The organism is Streptomyces sp. NPDC017940, from assembly GCF_044328435.1.
Taxonomy (GTDB): domain Bacteria; phylum Actinomycetota; class Actinomycetes; order Streptomycetales; family Streptomycetaceae; genus Streptomyces.
In genome coordinates, this window is record NZ_JBIRHJ010000019.1 from 12,123 (window position 1) to 34,460 (window position 22,338).

General features: G+C 69.0%; 28 protein-coding genes and 2 pseudogenes. 20 read left to right on the forward strand and 10 right to left on the reverse strand.

Annotated features, from left to right (window positions below):
- Window position 1: 1 nt before the first annotated feature.
- Genes ACH4DX_RS34885 through ACH4DX_RS34895 form a run of 3 tightly spaced genes read right to left on the reverse strand, consistent with a single transcriptional unit; the run spans window position 2 to window position 784 of the window.
- Window positions 2-217: a hypothetical protein gene (locus ACH4DX_RS34885; RefSeq protein WP_398158062.1), complete on the reverse strand. Its 216-nt coding sequence runs from the start codon at window positions 215-217 to the stop codon at window positions 2-4.
- Between the two features lie 33 nt (window positions 218-250).
- On the reverse strand, window positions 251-460 hold the full coding sequence (locus ACH4DX_RS34890; RefSeq protein ID WP_398158063.1) for a hypothetical protein: 210 nt from the start codon (window positions 458-460) through the stop codon (window positions 251-253).
- A 6-nt stretch (window positions 461-466) separates the two neighbouring features.
- Window positions 467-784, reverse strand: a complete 318-nt coding sequence (locus ACH4DX_RS34895; RefSeq protein ID WP_398158064.1) for a transposase — start codon at window positions 782-784, stop codon at window positions 467-469.
- A gap of 187 nt (window positions 785-971) precedes the next feature.
- On the opposite strand from ACH4DX_RS34895, the gene ACH4DX_RS34900 reads away from it, so the two are divergent.
- Window positions 972-1,250 (forward strand): Dabb family protein, encoded by a 279-nt coding sequence (locus ACH4DX_RS34900; RefSeq protein WP_398158065.1) that lies wholly within the window; start codon window positions 972-974, stop codon window positions 1,248-1,250.
- Between the two features lie 89 nt (window positions 1,251-1,339).
- On the opposite strand, the gene ACH4DX_RS34905 is transcribed toward ACH4DX_RS34900, so the two are convergent.
- Entirely contained in the window at window positions 1,340-1,771 is a 432-nt protein-coding gene (locus ACH4DX_RS34905) for a hypothetical protein (RefSeq protein ID WP_398158066.1), read from the reverse strand.
- Window positions 1,772-1,790: 19 nt separating this feature from the next.
- Complete coding sequence (locus ACH4DX_RS34910; protein WP_398158093.1) at window positions 1,791-2,795, reverse strand: tetratricopeptide repeat protein; 1,005 nt, start codon at window positions 2,793-2,795, stop codon at window positions 1,791-1,793.
- A 415-nt stretch (window positions 2,796-3,210) separates the two neighbouring features.
- Between ACH4DX_RS34910 and ACH4DX_RS34915 the strand changes: the two genes are divergently transcribed.
- From ACH4DX_RS34915 to ACH4DX_RS34935, 5 genes are all read left to right on the forward strand, one after another.
- Window positions 3,211-3,345, forward strand: a complete 135-nt coding sequence (locus ACH4DX_RS34915; protein ID WP_398158067.1) for a lasso RiPP family leader peptide-containing protein — start codon at window positions 3,211-3,213, stop codon at window positions 3,343-3,345.
- A gap of 162 nt (window positions 3,346-3,507) precedes the next feature.
- A complete protein-coding gene (locus ACH4DX_RS34920) occupies window positions 3,508-5,346 on the forward strand; it encodes an albusnodin/ikarugamycin family macrolactam cyclase (protein WP_398158068.1) in 1,839 nt (612 codons plus the stop codon).
- On the forward strand, window positions 5,330-5,632 hold the full coding sequence (locus tag ACH4DX_RS34925; protein ID WP_398158069.1) for a PqqD family peptide modification chaperone: 303 nt from the start codon (window positions 5,330-5,332) through the stop codon (window positions 5,630-5,632). Before ACH4DX_RS34920 ends, ACH4DX_RS34925 begins: the two co-directional genes overlap by 17 nt.
- Window positions 5,633-5,637: 5 nt before the next feature.
- Window positions 5,638-6,051 (forward strand): lasso peptide biosynthesis B2 protein, encoded by a 414-nt coding sequence (locus ACH4DX_RS34930; protein ID WP_398158094.1) that lies wholly within the window; start codon window positions 5,638-5,640, stop codon window positions 6,049-6,051.
- 90 nt (window positions 6,052-6,141) lie between these two features.
- Window positions 6,142-7,152 carry a protein-L-isoaspartate O-methyltransferase gene (locus ACH4DX_RS34935; protein ID WP_398158070.1) on the forward strand — a complete coding sequence of 337 codons (1,011 nt, stop codon included), beginning with the start codon at window positions 6,142-6,144 and terminating at the stop codon, window positions 7,150-7,152.
- Window positions 7,153-7,209: 57 nt separating this feature from the next.
- On the opposite strand, the pseudogene ACH4DX_RS34940 reads toward ACH4DX_RS34935, so the two are convergent.
- Window positions 7,210-7,527: pseudogene (locus tag ACH4DX_RS34940) on the reverse strand (transposase); the annotation flags it as partial.
- Between the two features lie 350 nt (window positions 7,528-7,877).
- Window positions 7,878-8,255, reverse strand: coding sequence for a peptidase inhibitor family I36 protein (locus ACH4DX_RS34945; protein WP_398158071.1), 378 nt, complete (start codon window positions 8,253-8,255; stop codon window positions 7,878-7,880).
- A 612-nt stretch (window positions 8,256-8,867) separates the two neighbouring features.
- Here ACH4DX_RS34945 and ACH4DX_RS34950 point away from each other — a divergent pair.
- From ACH4DX_RS34950 to ACH4DX_RS34960, 3 genes and pseudogenes are all read left to right on the forward strand, one after another.
- Window positions 8,868-9,050: pseudogene (locus ACH4DX_RS34950) on the forward strand (ATP-dependent DNA ligase); the annotation flags it as partial.
- Window positions 9,051-9,069: 19 nt separating this feature from the next.
- Window positions 9,070-9,198: a hypothetical protein gene (locus ACH4DX_RS34955; RefSeq protein ID WP_398158096.1), complete on the forward strand. Its 129-nt coding sequence runs from the start codon at window positions 9,070-9,072 to the stop codon at window positions 9,196-9,198.
- Window positions 9,199-9,638: 440 nt separating this feature from the next.
- A complete protein-coding gene (locus ACH4DX_RS34960; RefSeq protein WP_398158072.1) occupies window positions 9,639-9,788 on the forward strand; it encodes an ATP-dependent DNA ligase in 150 nt (49 codons plus the stop codon).
- A gap of 709 nt (window positions 9,789-10,497) precedes the next feature.
- Here the strand turns inward: ACH4DX_RS34960 and ACH4DX_RS34965 are convergent.
- Window positions 10,498-10,683, reverse strand: coding sequence for a hypothetical protein (locus ACH4DX_RS34965; RefSeq protein ID WP_398158073.1), 186 nt, complete (start codon window positions 10,681-10,683; stop codon window positions 10,498-10,500).
- A gap of 396 nt (window positions 10,684-11,079) precedes the next feature.
- Window positions 11,080-11,430 carry a hypothetical protein gene (locus ACH4DX_RS34970; RefSeq protein WP_398158074.1) on the reverse strand — a complete coding sequence of 117 codons (351 nt, stop codon included), beginning with the start codon at window positions 11,428-11,430 and terminating at the stop codon, window positions 11,080-11,082.
- A gap of 1,318 nt (window positions 11,431-12,748) precedes the next feature.
- Between ACH4DX_RS34970 and ACH4DX_RS34975 the strand changes: the two genes are divergently transcribed.
- From ACH4DX_RS34975 to ACH4DX_RS34990, 4 genes are all read left to right on the forward strand, one after another.
- Window positions 12,749-12,979 (forward strand): hypothetical protein, encoded by a 231-nt coding sequence (locus tag ACH4DX_RS34975; protein ID WP_398158075.1) that lies wholly within the window; start codon window positions 12,749-12,751, stop codon window positions 12,977-12,979.
- Entirely contained in the window at window positions 12,976-13,866 is an 891-nt protein-coding gene (locus tag ACH4DX_RS34980) for an XRE family transcriptional regulator (protein ID WP_398158076.1), read from the forward strand. The genes ACH4DX_RS34975 and ACH4DX_RS34980 overlap by 4 nt, the downstream gene beginning before the upstream one ends.
- A 10-nt stretch (window positions 13,867-13,876) precedes the next feature.
- Window positions 13,877-14,884 carry a hypothetical protein gene (locus ACH4DX_RS34985; RefSeq protein WP_398158077.1) on the forward strand — a complete coding sequence of 336 codons (1,008 nt, stop codon included), beginning with the start codon at window positions 13,877-13,879 and terminating at the stop codon, window positions 14,882-14,884.
- A 752-nt stretch (window positions 14,885-15,636) separates the two neighbouring features.
- Window positions 15,637-15,804: a hypothetical protein gene (locus ACH4DX_RS34990; RefSeq protein WP_398158078.1), complete on the forward strand. Its 168-nt coding sequence runs from the start codon at window positions 15,637-15,639 to the stop codon at window positions 15,802-15,804.
- Window positions 15,805-15,905: 101 nt separating this feature from the next.
- On the opposite strand, the gene ACH4DX_RS34995 is transcribed toward ACH4DX_RS34990, so the two are convergent.
- The gene (locus ACH4DX_RS34995) at window positions 15,906-16,283 is read right to left on the reverse strand and encodes a hypothetical protein (protein ID WP_398158079.1); all 378 of its coding nucleotides are present in this window, start codon (window positions 16,281-16,283) and stop codon (window positions 15,906-15,908) included.
- Window positions 16,284-16,791: 508 nt separating this feature from the next.
- On the opposite strand from ACH4DX_RS34995, the gene ACH4DX_RS35000 reads away from it, so the two are divergent.
- From ACH4DX_RS35000 to ACH4DX_RS35030, 7 genes are all read left to right on the forward strand, one after another.
- Window positions 16,792-17,910, forward strand: coding sequence for a sensor histidine kinase (locus ACH4DX_RS35000; RefSeq protein ID WP_398158080.1), 1,119 nt, complete (start codon window positions 16,792-16,794; stop codon window positions 17,908-17,910).
- The gene (locus ACH4DX_RS35005) at window positions 17,907-18,545 is read left to right on the forward strand and encodes a response regulator (protein WP_398158081.1); all 639 of its coding nucleotides are present in this window, start codon (window positions 17,907-17,909) and stop codon (window positions 18,543-18,545) included. Before ACH4DX_RS35000 ends, ACH4DX_RS35005 begins: the two co-directional genes overlap by 4 nt.
- An 803-nt stretch (window positions 18,546-19,348) precedes the next feature.
- Window positions 19,349-19,690 carry a zeta toxin family protein gene (locus ACH4DX_RS35010; protein ID WP_398158082.1) on the forward strand — a complete coding sequence of 114 codons (342 nt, stop codon included), beginning with the start codon at window positions 19,349-19,351 and terminating at the stop codon, window positions 19,688-19,690.
- Between the two features lie 191 nt (window positions 19,691-19,881).
- On the forward strand, window positions 19,882-20,397 hold the full coding sequence (locus ACH4DX_RS35015; RefSeq protein WP_398158095.1) for a multiprotein-bridging factor 1 family protein: 516 nt from the start codon (window positions 19,882-19,884) through the stop codon (window positions 20,395-20,397).
- A complete protein-coding gene (locus ACH4DX_RS35020) occupies window positions 20,319-20,696 on the forward strand; it encodes a toxin Doc (protein ID WP_398158083.1) in 378 nt (125 codons plus the stop codon). The genes ACH4DX_RS35015 and ACH4DX_RS35020 overlap by 79 nt, the downstream gene beginning before the upstream one ends.
- Before the next feature lie 491 nt (window positions 20,697-21,187).
- On the forward strand, window positions 21,188-21,550 hold the full coding sequence (locus ACH4DX_RS35025) for a hypothetical protein (protein ID WP_398158084.1): 363 nt from the start codon (window positions 21,188-21,190) through the stop codon (window positions 21,548-21,550).
- Window positions 21,547-22,233, forward strand: a complete 687-nt coding sequence (locus tag ACH4DX_RS35030) for a nucleotidyl transferase AbiEii/AbiGii toxin family protein (protein ID WP_398158085.1) — start codon at window positions 21,547-21,549, stop codon at window positions 22,231-22,233. The genes ACH4DX_RS35025 and ACH4DX_RS35030 overlap by 4 nt, the downstream gene beginning before the upstream one ends.
- The last annotated feature ends 105 nt before the right edge of the window (window positions 22,234-22,338 follow it).

Sequence of the window (22,338 nt, forward strand, 5' to 3'; positions counted from 1 at the left end):
ATCACTTGGAGTGCGGATGCTCGCGAAACCGGGCCTCGACGAGAACTCCAAGTTCAGCGATCTCCTCATCGAGGACCATCAACCCCAACGCGAGTCGGGCCACCATGGTGGCCACGAGTTTCTCGCCGGACAGCGCGGTGAACTGTGCCCTGACCTCCACGACGGTTCGGGCCAAGGCCGCACCGCTCCGGTCCCTGCGGTTCTTCAGCCACGTCAAGATACGAATAGGTCCGGCGAGACAGATTGCGGCCTAGGTCTGATAACCGGTCAGCAGCATGTCCGGCTCCTTCTTCGGCAGATCCAGCGAGCGTTCCAACGCACGGAGAACGTTGAAGAGGTGGGCACGCAGCCGACTGACCTGCCGGGCCCGGTCGCAGACCAGATCAGTGTGGCGGGTGACCAAAGAGCGCAGGTCGACCGATATCTCGTCACCGGGCCGTACGCCGAGGTCGGTGCGCATCCGGGCCTAGTCGTCAATGGTGAAGGCGTCCTTCGTATCGGTCTTGGCCTGGCTCCGGTGGCCGACCGAAGCACGCTGAACGGCGAGGCCGGTGATGTGATTGATGCGCTGATCGTGGCTGGCCAACAAGCCGAGCAGGAACGCGGCCCTACCGCGGTTGCTGACACCGCCCACAGCACGCCCTGCGATAGCTCCAGCATGTCGACGACGAGCTTGAGCAACTCGCTCTCGTCGTTCAGTACCCGCCGCGACAACAGTCGCTTCCCCTGGGCGTCGATCACCACGGCCGATGCCCACTCCGGCCCAGGTCTCGGGCGCAGCCACCTCCGCCAGCTCGTCGTGTATGAATCCAGCAGCGGTCGAGTCGTCGTGGGGCTCCGGCCGATCAAGCCTCCTGCGCCATCAGCGGCGTGACCGTGACAGCCATACCCAGGCCCCCTGGGCATCTCGATCTCATGAATGACGGATCAAACCCACAAAGAAGGTAGGACTGACTGTGATACGCCACGTAGTGCTTTTCAAGTTCAAGGACGGGATCGACTGGGGCGACGCACGCGCCTGTGAAGCAGAGCGAACTGCCGCCATGGTGGGCGGTGAAGTACCCGAGCTCCTCGAGTGGCGGTGCGGACGCAATGTGTCCGCCAGGGACATCGCCTACGATTTCCTCGTCGAAGGGCTTCTGGATGACATGGAAGCAGTCGAACGTTACCTCGCTCACCCCTTTCATCAAAAAGCAATTCGACAATGGAAAGAAATCAGCGAGTGGGTTATCGCCGACATCGAGCAATAGTTGCCTCCATCGGCTTGAGTGCATATCAAAGATAGACCAAGCTAAAAGCCCCACTAAGGATGTTTGGCGGTGCTTAGGTCGCAGTATTGCTAAGTGATGCCAGTGAGATCGACGTAGAGTATGGCGCCCATGACGCGGCGGGGTCGCCCTGGGGATGACTGCGCACGTGTGACGCCTTCGTTCTTCTCGGCGTTGCCGCGAAGAGGGCAACCATCCCCGCGATCCGCGAGCTGCTCGGCTCCCAGACCAGGCAGATGCACGCGGCCCTCGGCCTCGTCGACGGCGTGCGGCGGGGTGAGGTTGCCGGTGCGCTCCCAGCGACTCAGGGCCTGGCGGTACAGGTCACCGGAGAAGCCAGCGGCGGCCAGGCGCAGGCTCTCCCAGCGCCTGCTCCAGCTTTCGGGGTCGCCACCGCAGGCCAGCACGTATCCGTTGACGGTGGCGCAGGTGGGCAGCTTCTTGCCTGCGTGAGCGTTCGAGAGCGTCGCGGTGGACAGCCCGCTGTGTTCGGCCATCGCCACGAGGGGTGGGTCACCAACGTCACGTGCGGGCAGTGATGCGTTCGCCGAGTTCCTGGGCGGCCGCGTTGTCGGGGAGGCCCGGCAGGCGGGCGGTGATGTTGGTCAGGCCGTCGTTGATGCGGACGGACTGCACGCCGTCCGAGCAGTCGAGAAAGTCGTTCCAGGTGTGCAGGGCCTGGCTGGTGTTTCCGCGCTTGAGCTGGACCTGACCGAGGTCGGCCAGGACGATCGCCCGGGTGCGCTTGCGGTCGAGACCGTGAATGTCCAGGGCCAGGTGCAGGTGCTCCTCGGCCGCGGCGTAGTCGCCCAACTTAGCGTGGATCATGCCGGATTCGTGCGCCCAGCGGCCGTGGCTGTAGTGGCTGGCCCAGGACTGGCCAGGCAGGGCGGGGGCGTGCTCGATCGCGGACTGCGCGGAAGTGAGCATCTGTGCGGCGGCGGTGCGGTCGCCGTCGGCGGCGGCCGCGCGCGCGAACGTGTTGCGGTAGTACGCCAGCGCCTTGGGGTTGCTCAGCCTTTGGCCGCGCTGCTCGCAGGCCTCGGCCAGCCGTACGGCAGTGGGGATATGGCCGAGGTCGATGGCTTGGTCGGCGAGACCGCGCAGGGCGGTCGCGGCGAGTTCGTTCTCGCCGGCCTCGGCGGCAAGCTTGTAGCTGTGGACGTGATAGCGCTGGCTGAGGCCCTGGTTGCCCTCGTCCCGGGCCATCCAGCCGATCAGGTGCACGAGCTCGCTGGACGCGGCGAAGAGCTCGCGGCCGACCTTGTCGGTGTAGCGGCCCTCCAGCCACCTCTTGACGTCGAGAGTCAGGTACCGGACCGCGAGGTGGCGGGCATGTCCTCCGCCGAGTTCGGAGGCGGCATCCCCAAGCGACGTGGTCATCATGCGGACAGCACTCACCTCGCCCAGGCCGACCGCGACGGGGCCAGGCCGCCTGACGCGGCGGGTCACCGCCTCGGCGTCCGTCAGGTCGAGCGCGGCCAGACCAACGGCAGCGGATGCCGCGAGAAACTGCCGTCGTTCCACGTCGCTTCCTCCCAGGAGCATGACTGAGGTCACGGTATCGGCGAACTCGGGCTCATCGTCCTTCGGCAGATCCAGTTGCAGGACCTGTTCGAGGAAGGGCAGCCACTCCTCCGGTTCCCGTCGGCCGGTCTCCCACCGGTAGACCTGCTGCCGGTCGAGATACCCCGCCTTGCCCCACCGTGCCACCGAGAGCTCGTCAGCGAGTCGCTGCTGGCTGCATCTGGGGCGCCGTGTTTCACGTGCCGCGCGGATGCGCTCCGCAAGAGTCATGTCCAGCCGATCGTCGATCCTGGTTCACAACTGGCCTACACCTGGCAGACATTGTGGCAGCTGTCCACGCCGTGCGTCCGGGCGTTGACTGATCGTCATAGCCCGGCGGGACAGCTGCCGGGCAGCCAGCGAAGGGACGTTCGTCATGAACCTCACCCCCACCCCGGTCACCCCGGTCTACGAGGCCCCCCTCGTGCTGGACGCCGGCGAGGTCGTCGCGGTGACGCTGGGCACCAACAGCTTCGACACCGCCGACGACACCGAGTACAAGAACGCCTGATCCGCCAACCGCCGGAGCACCCGGGCATCGAACGCCACGTCCCGGCCCCGGCAAGGAGGCGCCGGGTCCTGTCACACCTCGTGCTGGGGCACGGGACGGGCGGGCCCGGCGCCTCCGCCCCTGGTTTCGACCACGCGCGCACGGACAAGGGAGTGGGCACCGATGAGGTGGAGCGCGGGATGGCACGGCGGCATGAAGCAGGACCGGCGTCCCGCCGGAGGCCGGGCGGTGTCCGGCCTCGGAGCGACATGGGCGTGCGGATGGCCGCGCGACCGGGTCCGGGCCGTTGCCGATGAGCAGGCGGCGCTGGCCGTGATCGGCGAGTGCGGCGCAGACGACACCCAGCTCCGGGAGAAGCTGCCGGTGGTGCGGGCCCGCAGCTGGCGGGCGTTGACCCGCTGGCCCGGCTCCTACCTCGTGGTGGCGCGCAGCGGCAGCCTCCTGGCGGTGAGCGGCGATCTGGCCGGGCAGCATCCGGTGTACTACCGCGCCGACGTATCCGGCACCTGGTGGGCGACCGCCGCGACCGCGCTCGCCGCGCTGGACGGGGCCCCGGTCGACGTGACCGCGCTCGCCGCCCATCTCGCTTTCGGTCAGCCCGACGTGCTCTCCACCCGCAGCCTGTTTTGTGAGGTGACGCGGGTGCCGGGCGGACATCTGCTGCTGCTCGGCCCGGACGGGGCACGCGTCGAGCGGTACGAGCCGATCACCTACGGCGGCGTCGGCCTGCACCAGCAGGGCCCGGTGGTGCGGGCTGCGCTTACCGAGGCGGTCGCTACCCGGCTCGACGGCCGTGCAGTCAGCGCCGATCTCGCGGGTCTGGATTCCACGACCCTGGCGTGCCTGGCCGCCCAGCGCGGACCAGTGGCCGCCGTGACCTTCGCCGATGAACGGCTGCGTGATGACGACCTCGCTTTCGCGGCCCGGACCGCGGCCACCGTGCCAAGCCTGACCCACCACAAGGTTCCCGGCGCACCGGGCACCGTGTACTACTCCGGACTGGACGACCTCGCCTCGCTGACGAGGACCGACGCGCCGAACGCGTACGCGGTCACCGCCTCCATCAAGCGGGCCGTCCTTGACACCGTCACCGCGTACACCCCTGGACCGGGGGTGCACTTCACCGGGGCTGCCGGGGACGCGGTGCTCTCCGCCTCCTCGTCTTACCTCGCTGACCTGCTGCGCGAGCGGCGGCACCGCCGGGCCTGGCAGCATGCCCTGGTGCACGCCCGGCTACGGCGCACCTCCACGTTCGCCGTCGTGGCCCGCGCCCGTCCGGCCTCCCGCCTCGACCTGGCCGGAGCCTGGTGGCAGACGGCTGCCGCACTCCGGCGTCCCGCCCGGGACTGGATTCCCCAGGCTCAGCGGCCGATCGCCTGGACACCGCTGCTGGCCTCGGCGGACTGGATGACGCATGGCGCCCGCCTGATGCTCGCCGCCGCCCTGGACGAGGCCGCGGGCACGCTCACCGACGCGCCGGCCCGGCTGGCCGAGTGGGCCGCCCGGCAAGACCTCTCCCGGGTCGGCGCGAACACCACCGGATGGCGGGCGCTCGCCCTTGCCGAACACGGCATCGAGCTGGCCGCCCCGTTTCTGGACAACGAGGTGATCCGCGCCTGCCTGGCCGTCGACGCCGACCAGCGCGGCGCCCCCGGCCAGTACAAGCCGCTGCTCAACGCGGCGTTCACCAGCAGCGGTGTGCTGCCCGGTTTCGTCCTGGCCCGCACCACCAAGGGTGGCTTCAACGCCCTCGCCTATGCGGGCCTGCGCGAGAACGCGGCGGTGCTCAAAGAGTTACTCGGCCCGACATCGCGGCTGGCCGCGCTCGGGCTCGTCACCGAGCAGCCCGTCATGCAGGCCCTGTCCCGGGCCGCGGCCGGGCAGCCCACCGCCCAGGGAGCCCTGCACATGGTCGTCACCGCCGAGGTCTGGCTCCGTCAGCTCGCCACACTGTCAAGCGACTGGTGGCAGGAGGTGAACGGTCGTGTGGCGGCTGCGTGACGGCACTCATCCGGTCCTCACCGACGAGGGCGGCGCGATCCTCAGCGAACGCACCGGCCGCTGGTCCTACCTGACGCCGGCGGCTGCGGCCGCAGTCATGCTGCTCCTGGCCAGCTCCACCCAGGAGCAGGCCGCTGACCGCTTCGCCAAGCGATACCGCATCCCGGGCGAACAGGCCGTAGCCGACATACGGACCGTCGTCGAGTCGCTGACCGCCCAGGGGCTCGCCCACGACGAACCACCACCAGCACCACACCCACGACCGTGGTGGAGGTGGCCCCGTTGACCAGCATGGAGGCCTACTCCACCACCCGCTCCGGCACCTACCGCGAGCGCCTGGCCGCCGCGGCCGGAGTCGTTCTTGCCCTGGTACTGCTACGACTGCCGTTCCGGCACACCGTCCGCGCTGTCCGTCTCGCCCGCAAGGCAGGACGACGCGAACTCGATCTCGCCCGCGCCGAAGTCCTGGTCAGTGCCGTACGCCACACCGCACGCATGTGGCCCGGCCGGGCAGCCTGCATGGAGACCTCGCTCGGCAGCGCGCTCGCTGCCGCCCTGCTCGGACAGCGTCTGGACTGGTGCCTCGGGGCGCGTTTTGCCCCGCCCCCGGTCGAGTATCACGCCTGGCCCGAACTGCCCGGCCACGGCCCGGTCGGCGAATACACCGCATCCGGCTGGCACCACTACACCGCCCTGACCATCTGAGCCCGCATCACGGCGGCCGGGCGCGTGTCCTTCACCCTCCCGGAGCAGTTACCGGATACGAGTACCCCCATACCCCTCAAGGAGTGAGCAGTGACCGCCGTCGCCGACGTCGCCGCAACCGTCCCCGAACGCCACTACACCCACCACGACGGCCGCGGCGTTACCCCGCACCGCTCCAACCCGGTTGTGATCCACCGCGAGATCACCACCCTGGACGTGCGCGAGGGCATGAACGTCATCGAGTACGGCACCGGCTCCGGCTACTCCGGTGCCGTCATCGCCGGGATCGTCGGCAACACCGGTCACGTCACCAGCCTGGACATCGACGCCTACCTCGCGCGCTGGGCGGGCCTCATCCACCACGAACGCGGCGTACACAACATCCGCTGCCATGTCGCCGACGGCACCGCCGGCTTCCCGAAGCTGGCCCCCTTCGACCGGATGGTGTCCTGGTGCACCCCGCCGCTCCTGCCCAAGGCGTGGGTGGACCAGGTCGTCGACGGCGGGCTGATCGTCGCCCCGCTGCCCATCGCCCCGCTGCCCAACTTGACGGTCGTCGCCAAGATCCGCGCCGTGGGCGGTGCGCCGGTAGTCGAGGAGGTGTTCACCGGCGGCTACATCGAGGCCACTACCTCACCCAAGGACAATTTGGACCTCCCGGGCCGGTGGGTGGACTGGGAGAACCGGGTGCCCAGCCCGTCATGGATCTCCCTCGCCTGGCGCGACCGCGACGACCACCGGAACACCGGCGCCCAGACCGCCCTGGGCCTGCTGACCAAGGATGCGTACACCGAGCCGTACCAGGGATCCATGCTCGACTGGCCGTCCTGGCGTACGTTCGCCGCGGCCCAGGCGGACCCGCAGCTCACCATGGCAGGGCTGCGCCCCGACCTGTGGGCGATCGGCCACTCCACACCCTCCGCAGCCGCGGTCCTGCAACAGGACGGCCTGATCCTCGCCGACCGCGCCGACTCCCCCTCCCTCGCCACCCTGCGCACCTGGCTCACGGCCTGGGAGGACGCTGCGCGTCCCGCACCGGAGACCTACAACCCGACACTGATCCGCTCCTTAGACGGCTGGGACCTGCGACTGACCCGGTAGCGCATGCGAGCACGGCGGGGTGGTGCCCGCGAGAGCGTGAGACGCCTCCCGGGTACCAGCATGAGCGTTGTCGTCGCGGCCCCGGGCCTGCTCCAGCAGATGGGCCCAGGTACCGTCCGCTTCCCAGCGGACGAACCGCTCATGGAACCTCTGCCACGGCCCGTAGCGTTCGCGCGGATCACGCCATACAGCACCCGTCCGCAACCGCCACAACACCTTGTTGATCACCTTCCGGTGTCCCCGCCACGGTCGCCCGCGGCCATCAACACCCGGCAGCAAAGAAGTTATCCGCCCCCACGCCGCATCCGTCAGCTCACCACAACCCGTTACAAGATCAACTATCAGACAGGCCCCAGCAGGTAGTGCCGTTCGCATCGGGAGCTGCAGTATGCGGCAGGCGCACCGTGATGTCGGCGGCGCCTTTCGGGGTGGAGCGTGCAGACGCCACGGCGCTGAGGGGAAACCTCGAGTGCGGGCGTCTTGGCGGCGGGACTGCGGGCGCAGTTGGCCTCCGGCTCCGGCGGTGGGGCCCGGGCGGTTTCCCCGCCCGGGCCCTGCTTGCTGTGTGTCTTCTTCTCCAGGGCGGGCGCCGGGCTAGGGCACGGCCCCGGGTCATCTGGCACGGATGGTCTTGGTGCGCTTGGGTGTGGCACTGCTGCGGTGCCGTTAACCGTACGAACTCAGCCGCGTCGCTCGAGCGGCGGCTAGCCCGATGGCGGGATCGGTCAGCAGCGGATTGAAGATGCGGTGTCGTTCTCGTTGCCGGGAAGGTTGACGCGGAAGCGGTTGCGCATGTCGTGCGCGGTGCCCTGGTAGTCGGCGTGCGGGTACCAGTAGCACGTCACACCGGAGTCGTTGGACCAGGAGGACATCATGTCGTTCATGCGGACGTTGTTGAGGTTCGGCAGAGAGTCCCCTCGTTCGAAGGAGACTCCACCGCCGTTGAACTCGATGTCCTTGTAGATACAGAGGCTGTTGTCCGGGCACTGACGGCCCGAGAAGTGGTAGATGGCGGACGGGTCGTACGCGGGCTCAGCGGAGGCGGGTACCGCGGTGAGGCTCGCGGTCATGAGCGTGGCAGCTATCAGGCCAGTACGGAACATGGGCTCTCCAGTCCACGGTGCTGCGAGGTGCCGGATGCCGTCCGGCACGAGGAGCCCGGCAGGCTCCGCAGGGCGAGCTACCCTGCCGTCCAAAGCGAGGAAACGCCCCAGTTGCCGCAATGGCCTGGAGTGGTGGGGGCAGCATCCAACTTCCTTTTGGAGGGACGCGCAGCCCCAGCCCGCAGGAGCTGGCATGGGCTTGCTGGGCAGCAGCCGGCGGGCGGCGGGCGAGGCCGGGTGGCGGTCCGCGACCGGATGGCCGACAGTCCGCGACGCTGGATACCGGGATGGCAACGGCGTTAACTTGTGCGTCATGCACCCGTAGCCGGGCAGCCTACTGAGCTGCCCGGCTACGCCACGGCCGGGTCGACGGCGGTGAACGGCCGCACCCGTACGTGGCCGCCCGCACCCGGGCTCGCCCGGCGGGTAAAGTCCCCAGCTTCTGGTGGTCGCCGTTGACTTGCCGCCTGGCCCGGGGCCGCCCTGCAGACGCACGACGGGCTCCGGGCACGGCAAGCCACCCAAGCGCGGCCGCGCGGGCTCGGCCGGACAAATGGGCAGCGAGGGCACCCAGGAGGCCGTCCAGGCGTTTGCTGAGGGCTCTGGAAAGGCATGGACGCCCGAGCAAGGCGGGCGGCGGAGCCGAAGTGGGACGGCTACCGCGCCCAGCTCGCCGTACACGCCGACGGGCAGGTGCTGCTGCGCTCGAGGCAGGGCGCGGACATGACCGCCTCATTTCCCGAGATCCGCGCCGCCGCACTCGCTCAGCTCCCGACCGGCACCGGCTTGGACGGCACGCTGGTCGTCTGGGAGGATGGCCGGCTCGCCTTCGAGCGGCTCCAGCAGCGCCTCGCCCGCCGGGGCGGCAGACGGCGCGCGCCAGTGGCCCGCGCACTACGCGGCGTTCGACCTGGTGCACGCGGGCGCGGACCTGACCGTATGAGCGGCGGCGCGCCGCGCTGGAGACGTTGTTCGCCGAGCAGAGCCTGGCCGCGCCGCTGACGCTGTGCCCCTCCACCACCACCCACCCCCGCCCTCGCCCGGGAGTGGCTGGGGGGTGGACGGCGGCCGGGCTGGAGGGGCTGTGCTTCAAACAGCTCGGTGAGCCGTACCGCGCTGGTGCGCGGTCGTGGCGGAAGTACAAGCCGCGGGTCACCACCGAGGCCATCATCGGCGCCGTCACCGCTACCCCGCACCGTTCTGCTCGGCCACCGCGACGCGCACGGCCGCCTGCACTACACCGGGCGCAGCACCACCCTGAGCCAGGCCGCCGGCCGCGTCCTGGCTGGGTGGCTGACCCCGCCCGTCAGTACGGCGCATCCGTGGGAGGGGTGGACGTTCGGCGCCGGATGGAGAACACAACGCACGCTTGACGTTGTCCTGGTGCAGCCAGACGTCGTCCTGGAGATCGCCGTCGACGTCGCGCGCGACGCGGCGGGACGGTGGCGCCACCCAGTCCGCCCCCACCGCGTCCGCATCGACCTTGGCGTGGACCAGGTCCCGTTGTTCGGCAAGGACACCACACCGGTGTGACGGGCCCGGTGCGGCCCTGCAACCCCGGCGGCCAAGGGCCCCCGGTGCGCCATGGCTAGGACCGGAATACCTTGGACAGCGGGTAGTGCACGGCCCGCGGCTTCGGCGCGGATCTGCCACTGGCGTCTCGTGCGTACTGCTCGCGTTGATGTTGGCGCCGATGTTAAGCGCGTACCTGAGGAGCAGACCGAGGTGCCGGCCGCGCGCCCGCGGGCTGACTCGCTCCACGCACACCGACACCGAGACTGAGTCCCGCCACGAAAAGGCCCCACATAACGCCGGCTACGCCGCTGCGCACCCCATCCCGCACCCGCCCCGCGTCCTCGGCCTTGCCCAACCGCCACACTGGACTCGTTCCCACGCCTCGACCCACTGATACTCCTCCCCTCTCGGGCACAAGGCAGGCCAACAGGAACGCCCGCAGCTGCTCCATGGAACCAGGCAGCCCCTTGCCGGTGGCGATCCGCCAAGCGCTGGTGTGCGATATCCGGGCGCACGCACCCCACCCGATCACCTTCGAGAGCCACGCGGCCACCCCCGCGCGTCGGGCCATCTCCCGGTAGCGCGGCTGCCGGGCCAACTCGAACTGCCGGATCAGCGCAGCGGCGTCGTGGGCAGCCTCCAGCCTGGCGCCCGCCGTAGCGCCGGGGCCCACCAGCCAAAGCGCAGCGCGCCCTGGCGGGCCGGGCCCTGCCCGATTGGGAGCTGGTCAGGGCGCCAAGTCCAGGCCATGACCCAAGATGTTGATCAGGCGCCCATCGCGGAAGCGGACATCGACTCCGTCACCCAGTTCGTCATGAACAGTCACGACCTCGCCCTCGCTACCCGCCGGCAACCCCGGGTCTTCGAAATTCGTCCTGACCAAGATGCCGACAGCCAACTCCGATTTCTTCATGCCGCACACCCTCGCAGGCGCCTGAGCTGCCAGGCGAGCGTTGCTTGATGTGAAACTAGCGCTCACTGCGCGCCCAAGCTCTGTCGCCCCACCTCTCGTATACGGGGTCGTCCCGCACGCGATGGTCGGTCCTGGTGATCCCCGTGGCGATGCTCGCGGGCACCTGACCACCGCCGGACGATCGCTATCCGGCCAGCGACTCGTCCGCGTCAACGAATCGACACGCGCCCCGGCACGATCACATCGCGGGCCGCGGGCCGCGGGACGGTGCGGCGGGCGAAGGGACGAAGCCGTGGGGGCGAGGCCGGTGATCGGAAGGCCGCCGCAGGCACGGTCAGGTGCGTGGCAGCCTGGCTTGCGGCATAGCGGACGCCGGGATGAAGAAACCCATCGCCCTCACGAGGGAGGAGGGACCTCCCGGATGAGGCCCAGGGCGTCCCCGAACCGCAAGGCCAAGGATCGGCCGCCGTACGTATCCGCAAACCCGCGGCAGATGGCCGGCTCAACACCCGCGGGCGTCGAGCCCGGCAGCGTCGCGTGACACGTCACATGTCCTTCGGCTGCCACAGCATCAGCCACCATGCTTCGGATCCGTTCCGGCATCGTGGTTCGCAATGAGTTGCCCGGCCGGAAAATGCAGGTCGAGCACCGCTCGGACAGCAGGCGAATCTCGCCGTCCGTCTCATCGGCAACCGGAACGCAGTTCACCGCGTTATTCCCTGACAAGTCGTCGGTCTCCATCGGCATGCAGGCCATGATGCTCGATGCACGCCGCGTGTGCTTGAGGTCCCTCCCCAAGGTCCGGTTGTGGGCGGTTGTGGTGGGGCCTCGTCCGGGTCAGGGTTCATAGGCCTTGACGTGCGACGGCGTCCACTCAGGCTGGGATCCGGTGACTTTGCTGCGCGGCCTGGCCCGGGGGCTGCACGTGGCGCCCGGCTATGTCGATCTGTACGCGCACTCGCTGTGGGCTCTGCTGACGGCGTTCCCCTGGTTGCCGCAGGCAGCTGGCCCCGCTCGCCGGGCCACTGCGCGAGCGGGCCGCCCAGCTCCTGGGCGGGGCGGCCATCTCGGCAAGATCGCGGCACGAGTTGCCAAGAGTCGAGCGAATCAGCCATTTTTGCGAACCAGGCCAGGATTTGCCGGAATCACGCAGTTTCGTTCGACGTGAAGTCGGAGGGGGTGGCCGCCAAGAACTTCACGGGGCCCGTTGAGGCGCGGCAGAGGCCTGCTGGACGGCGGCCGCCTAGGCCGGGCGGGCGGCCAGATTCGGGTGATCCGGCCGCAGACGTGGAGCGTGGAGCGAACGGACTTCTTCGGCGGTGGCAGAAGTCACCGAAGGTGGTGGAAAGCTGAAGTGGCAGACGGATGGGGCCCGCAGGGAGGCACACCACAGAGGGCCGCAAGGCCATCCAGGCCTTCTGGGCGGCGACATCCCCGGAGAGCCGTATGACGATCCGCGACCACGGACGTACCGGTGAGCCAAAAGCCCACCTCCGCCAGCCCTTCGGCTCCGCGCTCGTCAGCACCTTGGCCGCCCTGGGGGCGATCGAGGGCACTGTGCACGACCTCGAGTGCTATGGACCCGCCGCGGCAGCACCGGCGTCGCACTGCGGGAGCGTACCCAACTGCCCGTCGCCGTACGCGAGCCCGGCTGGTCCGGGGAGGGTGGAGGCGCTTCCGCCCAGCGCGTGGGTGGGTAGCTGGACGGAAGCGGGACGGTCCTCTTCGGTTGTTCTTGAGCACAAGAGGGCCGCGAGGCCTTCCAGACTGGAAGGTGTGACGCCCAGGGTGGCGTCGCCTTCCATGGTGCGCTATCCCGCCAGTGGCGTACTGGGAAGTACGGATTAGCCCTCAAAAGCGCTTGTGTAGCCAAGTTTTGTCAAGGTCGCGGGCAGTTCATGTAGCCGGGGCCAGAGGGGAGCAAGGAAGCCATTGTTCCGTAACTCCATGATCACGTTGAGTGGCGTACGCCCCGCGCACCATGCTGTCGTACAGCTCCCCGGGCGCTTGAGCACCGCTTCGGAAGGGGCCCTTCCAGACCCTCGAAGCCTTAAGGGAAGGTGCAATGACAGGCAAGCAAATGATGACCGTGGCCGTGCTGGCAGCGGTCCTCGTGTGGAGCACGGTGATGACCGTGCTGGGTCAGCTCGCGGCCGTGGCCGCACTGTTGCCCTCGCTGGGTCTCCTCATCCAGCAGGTCATCTCTGCACTCCACAGCCACAGCACACGGCACAGCACGACCACGACGACGGGGTCTGCCCCCGTGCCGACCGGAACTGAGGGGCCCTCACGGTGAAACCGCCTCAGGTTCCCGAACAGCCGGAAACGGATCCTCCCAGTCGGCTGGGACGACCGCCGGGTCCGATCAGCGAGACGGTCACCGCAGCGCACCGCACGTGGCTGCAGCCGGTCCGTAACCGGCTCACCGCAAGCGGGCTGACCCTCGACGCGCTCGCCAGCCGCTCCGGCTACAGCAAGACGCGACTGTCCGAACTGCTGCGCGGCAAGGGCTACTACCCCGGCTGGGCCATCACCTACAGCGTGATACGGGCCCTGGACCTCCCCGTCAGCCCGGTCCGCCGACTGTGGAAGGTCGCCGCGGAGGACGCCGCCAAACACACCGACTGGATCAAGAGCGGGATCGAGGATGTGCAGTTCGTCCCGGAAGATCAGCCCGTCGCCCACCACGCGTTCACGCAGGCCATGAAGGGCCCCTACACCGCCTACGCGCAGGCCTTCCTGCAAGCCCAGCCCCGCGCCCGCAGGGTCGTCGGAGAGACCTTCGACATCCTCTGGCTCACCTGGGACGAAGCGACCACCAGCCCCGACACCCCCCGCCACGCCTGGCAGATGCTGCGCCGCAAGGTCCTTGCCGTCACCCCCAAGCGGCCCGACGGCCGCCCGGACCTGCGAGCAGCCGCCTTCTCCACCGCAGCGCAGGCCAGCCTCCCCACCCTGACCGAGCGCCTGCACCGCATCGACGTCCTCGCACAGTTCTTCGACACGATCACCCGCCTGCCACCGGACCAGATGGACGTCACCGTCCTGCGCTACCTGTGCGGCATCCCCGAAGAAACCGTGCCGGGCATCCTTGGCCTGCCGCCGGCCATCACCCACACCCTGGACCACCACGCACGAGGGGCCTTGCACGAACTGCGCCCCGACCTCGACTCCCAGGAGTGATCTCCCCGCCATGAGCACTGTCGACGCCCTCCTCGCCCAGTCACTGCTGCTGGCCCAGCCGCACGTCCCCTGCGATGTCGTCAGTCACGACTACCTGGACTACGCGGGACTGGCCAAGGACTTCCTCCTCCAGGACCGTGACGGACCCGGGCACGGCGACGACCGCGCCGCGCAGAACCTCACCGCCCTGTGCGAGGCGGCCGTCGCCCACTGCACCCTGGAACAGCTCGCCGACTTCCTCACCGAACACGTACCTCAGCCGCGGGCCGCCTGGATCCTGGGCTGCGCCCTGCAACTGGCCGGCGCCGACGACGGTGCCCGCTTCTGGTGGCAGTACGCCGCCGGCGCCGACGACGCCCCCGCCTCCTACTGCCTCTACCTGCAACACCTGGCCTGCGGTGACACCCAGGCCGCCGCCTGGTGGCAGGCGCAGGCCGCACAGGACACCGACGCCGCAGAAGCCGGTGACGAGACCCCAGCTCTCGCGATGATGGCCGCCGACACCAGCATCACCACTTTGCTGCGGGTCCTGAGCAGGCTCAGCCTCACCATGCCACGCAGGCACACCCTGGCGGCGCAGGCTGTCATCGAATTCGTCGCCGCCGCGGTAGCCGCAGGCTACAACCACCACCCCGACCTCGAGCTCCCCATGCCAGGGGCGGACTTCGCCGAACAACTGATCATCGTCGCCGCGGCCTTCGCCCATAAGCCCCCGTCCAGCAACGACGATGTGCCTGCAGAGGAACTACCCAACCGCCGCCGACTGGACGGCAGTACGCGACACCTCCCGGGAAGAGGCCGGGCCCAGGGCCCCGAGCGGCTCCTGGTGGAAGTCACCGCCGGCAACAACGAAGGCGCCACCGCACGCGTGTTCTTTAAGGAAGCGGTCGCCGTCTGCTGGGAGAAAGCGACCGTCGCCACCGGCGCGGAAGTGCGCGGCACCCCCATGGCCTACTACCTCAAACGCTTCCGCACACGGACCGCCCTGACCCGCTCCCCCGCCCCTCTGCACACGTGAACAGGCACCATCCCTGCCATCTGCCCAGACCGCCTCCGACAGATACAGATGACCCCCAACCATGACCCGACCGGGCCCCCGGGCCCTGCCAGAAACACCCACGACGTTCCTCGCATCGCGCCAGCCGAAACGGCCCGGACGGCAGGCCTGGGCAGGCAGCCAGCAGATCAGGGCACCCCGCCGCGCCCACGAGAAGACGGGCGGCCCGGCATGGCTTCGGCCCGGCCGCGGGCGGCCCCGCGGGCCCGGGAACCGCCGTGTATGATCTTGGTGTAACTCCGGTGCAGGGCATGGGAGTCACGCGTCTGTGGTCCAAGGAAAGACGTCCATCATCCGATGGGAAATGCAGGTGCAAGGCCTGCCGGACGCTCCGCTGAAGGCTCCCTCACATGGTGAGGGAGCCTTCGCCCTATCCGCTCATTCCCGGCGGTGCCGGTGCGACTTACCGCTCGCACGGGTGACAGGTATCCCCATCCCGGCACGGCCCTGGCTCTTCCGCTACTTCCTGATCCACCCCTCGATCACACCAACCCCCCACCGGCCAGTGGATCAGAACGCACGAAACTGAAACAGCGTCATCCCCTGGTGCAATCGGGGTCGCGAAGAGGTGCACCGTCGCCCCTGCGCGGTAACCGCGCGGCTCAGGGTGAAGCCGCCGTTCCTCCCGATGCGTAGCACCATGTGGGCGGCCTGCGGGAACAGCAGACACACCAGCGCGGTGTACAGGTCACCCGCGGCGGTGTCTCGTCCGCGTGCAGCTCGTCGGTGACGAGCTGCACGCGGAGGCGGCCAGACACTGCGACGGGAAAGCGCTGGCTCCCCTCAGCATCAAGATCGGCCAGATCTCCTTCTTCATCGTCCTGGCCCTGATCGGCAAGTCTCAGCCGGTCGCTTCTCTCGCGGCCGAGCAGTGGGGCTGACCTTGTCGCGCCGGCCGCGGGGCCGGTTGGCCGACGGCCGACAACAGAGGCGGGCGGGCCGGTATCCCGAGGTGGGGCCCGTGTGGGCCGTTCGGCCGGGTTCAGCCCGTGAGGGTGTAGCCGAGCGGGCCACCGGCGTTGGTCATGCCCTCGCAGTTCGGGTCGGTGGACTCGAATATCTGGCGTCCGCTGGCGAGGCACCGGTAGAGCGGTGCGCTGGGCACGCCGGGCTGCGGGCTGTCCTGGATCCAGCCCAGGCGGGTCACGTACTGCTGGCCCTCGCAGTTGACATCGCCGGTGAGGAAGTGGTCCCCGCGAACGGTACAGAGGTACAGCGGATGGGTGCCTGGCGTCGGCGCGGTGTAGAGGCGGCCCATGCTGCCTTCCCGGTTGTACCCGTCGGGGACGTGCCAGACGCTGCTGAGGTGGTCCTTGCCGGGCTTGAGGTAGCGGTACAGGTCCAGTTGCGCTGCGGCCACCGCCGGTTCCCCGACGCAGGTGATTTCCCGGATCGAGGTCCAGTACCCCCCGATGTGCTCGAAGTCCGTCCCGTTGGTTTCACGGCACTGGGAGGCACTGAATCCGGTAGCCGCCGCCTGGGCCTGAGCCGCCTCGGTGGCGGCGCGCTGCGCGATGTTCCGGGGACCGCCGCCGGTCCCTGTGTAGCGCAGCTGGACCGGTCCGACGCTCGCTGCGGCGGCAGCGGAAGCAGAACCGGAAGCGGGGGCGGCTTGGGCTTGGACGGAGCCGGCCAGGGCGGTGGTGCAAACAACGGCCGCGGCCAGGAGTACGGCCCGTAAGCCTCGTTGACGTCGCATGGCTTCTCCAGGAATCGCTCGGGCGTGATGTCCGGGGACGGTCTTGACGCCAAGAAACGTAGCGAGATGCACTGAGTGCTCGGTACCCGTCCATTTAGGGGGGTACCGGTGGGGGATCTCATCACACGGGGGTAGGCGAGTGGGGCTTCAGCGTGCACGGGGGTTCGCTGTGAAGGCCGTCGGGCTCTTTCGGATCGCGCACCTGGTGTACGCGGTCGACGTCGTGGCCACCGGTCCGTCCGACTGGTGGAGCGTCGGTCTCGTGGCCGCTGTGGGCGCCGTCACCCTGCTCCTCTACGGGTCGGCCCTTCTGCGCGGCTGGTTTCATGCACGGTGGGTCTGGGCCGATGTACTGCTGACCGGGTGTGTGTTCCCGTGGGTCGCCGTCGCCGCAATCGGTGACGGCCCGGCGGTGGAACCGCACGGCTGGCTGATGGTGCAGGCCCTTTCCTCGGCAGCGGCCGCCGTGGTGGCGCTCGGTTTACGAGGTGCCGCTTGGGCGGTCCTGCTCCTGCTGAGCACGTCATTGAGCGTCTACGAGGTGGTCGCCAGCCCCACCTTGCCGGCCCTCCTCGATCACTTCACGGCGGTCGTCGAAGCCGCGGCCCTCTCCGGAGCGGGCTGGTGGTACCTCCGGCGTCAGGGGTCCCGGCTGGACCTTGCGCAGGAACGGGCCGTCGTCGCCGAGACCGCGCGGGCGCGGCAGGCGGAGCGGGTGGCGCACCACGCGGCACTGCACGACACCGTGCTCGCCACCCTGACCACCATTGCCGCTGGCCGGGTGGACGCCAACGCGCCCGCCGTCCGCGACCGCTGCGCCCGCGAAGCGGCCTACCTGCGCCGGCTCGTGCAAGCCTACGAGGAGCCGCACCGGCACAGCGGCCTGCCCGCACCCGGCAGGATGGGTACCTGGGCCGCCCTGGAGGAGGCCGCCCGCTCCGCGGAAAGCCTCGGCCTGAAGGTGATCGCGCAGTACGACGCGGTGCCGGACTTGCCCCGGGAGGTCGCCCACGCCCTGGCCGCCGCGGTGTCCGAAGCACTGAACAATGTGCACAAGCACGCGCAGACCCCGCTGGCCTACCTCACCGCCTTCGGCAACACCGGTGGTGTCAAGGTGGTCGTGGCCGACCGTGGCATCGGCTTCGACACCTCCGACGAGAGCCACCGCCGTGCCGGGACCGGACTGCGCCGCTCCGTACACGGCAGGATGGCCGCCATCGGAGGCAGGGCGGAAGTGGACAGCTGGCCCGGCGAGGGAACAGCGGTCGAACTGCGGTGGCCGGCATGATCGACATCGCGGTGGTCGACGACGACCGCATGCTCCTCGACGGGCTGCGCGCTTGGCTGTCCGGCCAGCAACGCCTGCGCCTCATCAAAACCGTGTCGACGGTCGACGCCCTGCTGGCGGGCACCGCCCGGACGGTCGCTGTGGTGCTCCTCGACCTTGTACTGGGGGACGGTTCCCGCCCGGAGGCGAACGTACACCGTGTGCGGGCGGCCGGGAGCAAGGTCCTGGTCATCAGCACGGTCGCCGACCACGCCCGGATCGTGGCAGCCGTGGCGGCCGGAGCCGACGGCTACCTCACCAAGGACCACGCCCTGGACACCCTGGTGGAGGCCGTTGAGACCGTGGCCGCGGGTGGGACGGCGCATTCTCCTGAACTCGCCTTCGGCTGGGTGAAGGACACCACCCCGACCCGACCACACCTGGCTCCCCGGGAACGTCAGGTGCTGCGCGACTACGCCTCCGGACTGACCCTGAAAGCCACCGCCCGGCGAGCGGGGATCACCGTCAACACCGCGAAGTACTACCTGGACCAGGTGAAGGAAAAGTACCGACAGGCCGGCCGCCCGGCCTTGACGAAGATCGACCTGGCCCGGCGGCTCGACGAGGACGATTCGTACGGGGGAAGGCTCAGATGAGCTCGGTCAGCGTTCGTTCGACGCTTGTCATGGAGGACCATCTTTCGACGTGCGCAAGGACCAGGCCCAGGGCGCAACCGTGAGGCCGCGCCCACGCTGGGCGGGCGACGGGGAACTGCTGCGGGCCTTGAAGGGCAGGGCCCGCCGCGGGCTGGCGAACCGGGCGTGATCACACCTCGACGCTCAGGCGAGGTGATCAGTTCGGGAGAAGCGGGACGCGCAGTTTTTTGAGGCCCCGGCGGCCGGGTGCCCGGCGGCACGGGTGCTCTCGGTGGGTGGAGAGGGCGACCCGCGCGCAGCCCTCAGGAAACGGCCAGTGGGGTGGAACGGCTTGGCAGGATGGCTGCTGTCAGCACTCCCCTGTCATCTGTTCGTCGGCCAGGATCAGATCGGGTCACGTGATGCGGGCAGACACGGTCATGCCACGTCACTCTTCCCTTGCGAGATGAGCAGCGGCCGCACGGTAATAGACACGGCGTCAGCTTCGTTGCTGCACCTGTCCGGGATCAGGGCCTTCCCGTTGCCGCGGGAAGGCTGCCCCACCCGACCTCACCCAGCACGTAGGGTGTGTCCCGAGAGCCGCCCTGGTGGCGTCGGCGCTCAGAGGCCACACAACCTGCGCACCGCCCGCATAGCCGCCGGGCTCACGGCGCGGCAGCGGTCCCAAGAGCACCTCCTGGGGCTGCTGCCGCTCGTCAAGTTCGGCAAGATCGTGCCCGAGCTCGCGGGTCGGCCGCTGCCAACCGTCGCCGACGACGAGATCGGCCAGGCGCTCGAACAGCTCTCGGTGCGGTGCGGTGCGGGTGGACCCGGACACCTACAAGACCATCCACCCGCACTACAACACCTTCTTGACGCAGGACGTACGGACGGCCGGGATGCGGGTGTGGCAGGAGACCTACCGCTGGCAGGCTGAGGCCGAAGCCCACGAGTGCAGGAGGGACGCTCCGCTCGGCAGCGGCGTGGCCGCCACGTCCCTCTTGATGTCGAAGGCTCAGAGGGACGACACAGCAACCCGCCGCGAGGACGGTCGCGCGAACTCTCCACGCGGTAGCCCCGAAGCAGGGGCCCTGCGTATGGGGGTGGTCCGGGCCCTACGGCACGGACCGCAGGCGGAGCCCTACCCACCCGCGAACCGTACGTAGTTGAAGGCGTCCGTGCTGTGGGTTCCCTTCCGCCCCTATCGCGCCACCGCGGCTCGTGCGGCGCCCAGGAGCCCGGTGAGCGCGTCGAAGGCGTCGTCTCGTGCACCGGACGTCGCGCCCCCGCCCCGCGGAGCAGGCGTGACGCAATCGGGACTCTGTGGAGCAGCGTGGAACAGGACATGCTGCGTGGCATGACGCAGTCGTCCTCCTTCGGCAAGCGTGTGCGCTTTCACCGAAAGCGTCGTGGCCTTTTACAGTGGGAACTCGGGGCACTGCTCAGCCGCTCAGAGGACTGGGTGTACCGAGTAGAAGCTGACCGGATCCCCGTGAATAGCATAAAGATGTTTCTGGACCTGGCTCAAGCTCTCCGAGTTCAGGTCAAGGACTTGTGCGAACAGCCGACTTCCATTGGCGACGGGAATGACATTGGCAACATTCCCGCCATCAGGTCAGCCCTCATGCAATCACGGCAGATGAGCGGATCTTTGTACATGGATCGTGAGATTCCAGGGTTGGAACGCTTGCGCACGGAAGTTGATGCCGCCTGGGAATGTTTCCATGCGCAGCCGCCTTTCCCGACGAGGAACCCGACGCCGCTGACCACTCCGGAGCAAAGGCCGCCTGAGCGATGCCGCCCGAGCTCTACATCGACGTGGCATGGCTCCTGGAGCAGCAGGCCGAATTCCTTCCCAAAGCCCTCGACGTGAGCGACTTCTCGGGTCTGGTCGCCGCGATGGCCCGCCACAAGGTCAACACTCCCAAGCTCGGGTACCTGCCCGACGCCTCGTGGCGTGCAGCCGCGCTGTTCCACGAGATCGTCAGTGTCCGCCCGCTGCCCGCGCGCAACCCCACGTTCGCCGTCCTCGTAGCGATTTCCTACATGCAGGCTTCCGGCGAGGGACTCGCCGAGCCGTACGGCGGCTTCATCGACCTCGCCCACGCGGTACGGGCCGGCCAAGCGGATGTGTATTCCTGCGCCGAACGGATCCGCCGCTGGCGTATCTGATCATCCCGGTTCGGTATCCCCGCCCCACCACTGACGGACACACTCAGTGAGTCTCACTTACAGCGAGTACAGGAACGGACGCGAGGGCGAGGCGCTGAAGATGTTCACCCAGCGCGCTGAACAACCTCGAGCGGAGGTGATTCGCCGCAGTGCAGGAGGACCCGCTGCGCGCCGCCCTGGAGCCCTGTACGCGGCTGCCGCCACCCACGGCACCGCCTACCCACATCTCCTGGCAGCCGCGCGCGACACATTCCCAGACCTGAACTGGCCATCCTGAGACGGTGCTCGCTCCCGCCATCAGCCACCGGCTCCGGGCAGCGTGCTCACGAGAACCCCCTCCCCCACAGACAGGTCTCGGGGCGTGCCACCACGGCGGCCGGTGTCTCAGATCCCTTGCGTCGAGGTCGTGAGGGGGGAGCTTAAGCCCGACATGAGGCCTACAGATGCCCCCGATAGTGACCGGATCAGCCGTGGCACGCCATAATCAGGGCATGGCTTCGACGACCGTTCCCGATGCGTTCCACGCGCTGGAGGTGCTGCGCGCCCGGTACGCCCGCCAGCTGCCGACACGGCTGGACGAGCTGACCGGCCCTGCCCGCGGCACGGTCGACCTGCCCCTGCACGTCGTGTGGTCGGGATTGCGCTCCTTCGACTTGGAGCGCCCCCGGCTGCGGATGAGCTTGTACCGCACCGTCCTGGCCGAAGGCCTGCACCAGGACCTGGTCACCTACCTCAACCGTGACCTGCTGATCGGCCAGTGGCCCGTACTGCGCACCCTCATCAGCCGCCCGATCCGGGAGGTATGGGAGAACGCTTTCCCTGAACTCACCGCTCGGGCCGCGACAACTGCATGAACCTGAACGACCTGCACCGCCGGCTGCTGGCCGACGTACTCGCCATCGGAACGCCCTACCCCCTGGTGATCACCGGCGGGTATGCCGTGCAGGCCCACGGTCTCGTCGACCGCCTCAGCCAGGACCTCGATGTCGCCACCGAGAACCCTGCCCCGATGGACGACATTGTCCGCACCGTCAGAGACGGACTCACCCAGCGCGGCTGGCAGGTGCGGCAGGTGCGATCCGACCCGCTCTCCGGCCGGCTAGTCGTCTCCGATCCCGCCACCGGCGCCGCGTGTGAAGTCGATATCCTCAAGGAAGCCTTCTGGGCCCCGCCCACCCCCACCGAGTACGGCCCGGTCCTCGCTCTGGATGATGTGATCGGTACCAAGGTCCGTGCGCTGGCCGACCGCGGCGCTGTCCGCGACCTCATCGACGTGCAGGCCGCCTCCCGGCACCACAGCACCGCAGACCTGGAAGCCCTCGGCCGCCGCCACGCCCGCTTCGAGTTCAGCCTGCAAGACCTCCACGACCGCCTCACCGGTGCCGACTGGCTGGAAGATGAGGAGTTCGCCGCCTACAACCTGAGCGGCGACCAGATCCAGGAACTCCGTTCCTGGGCTCTGCACTGGGCTACCGACATCGAAAGCCGCCTCCACGCCGCGCAGGACCCTCCAGAGCACCCCGACAGCAATTGGTGAGCCGACAGAACGACCGCACCACGACCTGCCCGGCCTCAGCCAACACCCGAAGTCACCTGGCTACACCAGCGGCCCCAGTGCCACAGCCGCATCGCGAGCGGGTGC